This is a genomic window from Cupriavidus sp. 05N39, from assembly GCF_056397325.1.
Genome location: NZ_JBFTNE010000247.1, coordinates 1 through 1,191, shown reverse-complemented (window position 1 = coordinate 1,191; position 1,191 = coordinate 1). Strand labels below are relative to the sequence as shown.

The following is a 1,191-nucleotide window of genomic DNA, read 5'->3' as shown; positions in this document are numbered from 1 at the left end:
ACGCCGGCGCCGACGGTACGACCGCCTTCCCGGATGGCGAACCGCAGGCCTTCTTCCATGGCGATCGGGGCAATCAGCTTGACCGTGATCGACACGTTGTCACCCGGCATGACCATTTCCTTGTCCTTCGGCAGCTCGATCGAGCCAGTCACGTCGGTCGTACGGAAGTAGAACTGCGGGCGGTAGTTGTTGAAGAACGGGGTGTGACGGCCGCCTTCGTCCTTCGACAAGATGTAGACCTCGCCGGTGAAGTGCGTGTGCGGCTTGATCGAACCCGGCTTGCACAGCACTTGGCCGCGCTCGACGTCTTCGCGCTTCGTGCCGCGCAGCAGCAGACCCACGTTGTCGCCGGCTTGACCTTGGTCCAGCAGCTTGCGGAACATTTCCACGCCGGTGCAGATGGTCTTGACCGTCGGCTTGATACCAACGATTTCGATTTCTTCACCGACCTTGATGATGCCGCGCTCGATACGACCGGTCACAACCGTGCCACGGCCCGAGATCGAGAACACGTCTTCCACCGGCATCAGGAAGGTACCGTCGATGGCACGTTCCGGCGTCGGGATGTAGGTGTCCAGCGCGTCGGCCAGGGCCAGGATCGCCACTTCGCCCAGTTCGCCCTTGTCGCCTTCCAGTGCCAGCTTGGCCGAACCCTTGATGATCGGGGTGTCGTCGCCGGGGAATTCGTACTTGGACAAGAGCTCGCGCACTTCCATTTCGACCAGCTCGAGCAGCTCGGCGTCGTCGACCATGTCGCACTTGTTCAGGAACACGATGATGTAAGGCACGCCAACCTGGCGGGCCAGCAGGATGTGTTCGCGGGTCTGGGGCATGGGGCCGTCAGCGGCCGAGCACACCAGGATCGCGCCGTCCATCTGCGCTGCGCCCGTGATCATGTTCTTCACATAGTCAGCGTGGCCCGGGCAGTCAACGTGTGCGTAGTGACGGTTAGCCGTTTCGTACTCGACGTGGGCGGTATTGATGGTAATACCGCGCGCCTTTTCTTCCGGTGCTGCGTCGATTTCGTCGTACTTCTTGGCGGCGCCGCCAAACTTGGCTGCCAGCACCGTAGCAATCGCGGCCGTCAGCGTGGTCTTGCCATGGTCAACGTGACCAATCGTGCCAACGTTCACGTGCGGCTTAGTCCGCTCGAACTTTTCCTTTGCCATTTGAACTTTTCCTTTGCCATTT

General features: G+C 60.9%; 1 protein-coding gene. It reads right to left on the bottom strand.

The genetic code is table 11. From position 1 onward, the window contains the following. Positions 1–1,169, bottom strand: a 1,169-nt coding sequence (tuf, locus tag AC1DN0_RS41065; protein WP_477146612.1) for an elongation factor Tu, incomplete at its 3' end; no start/stop codon positions are given. Between the last annotated feature and the right edge of the window lie 22 nt (positions 1,170–1,191).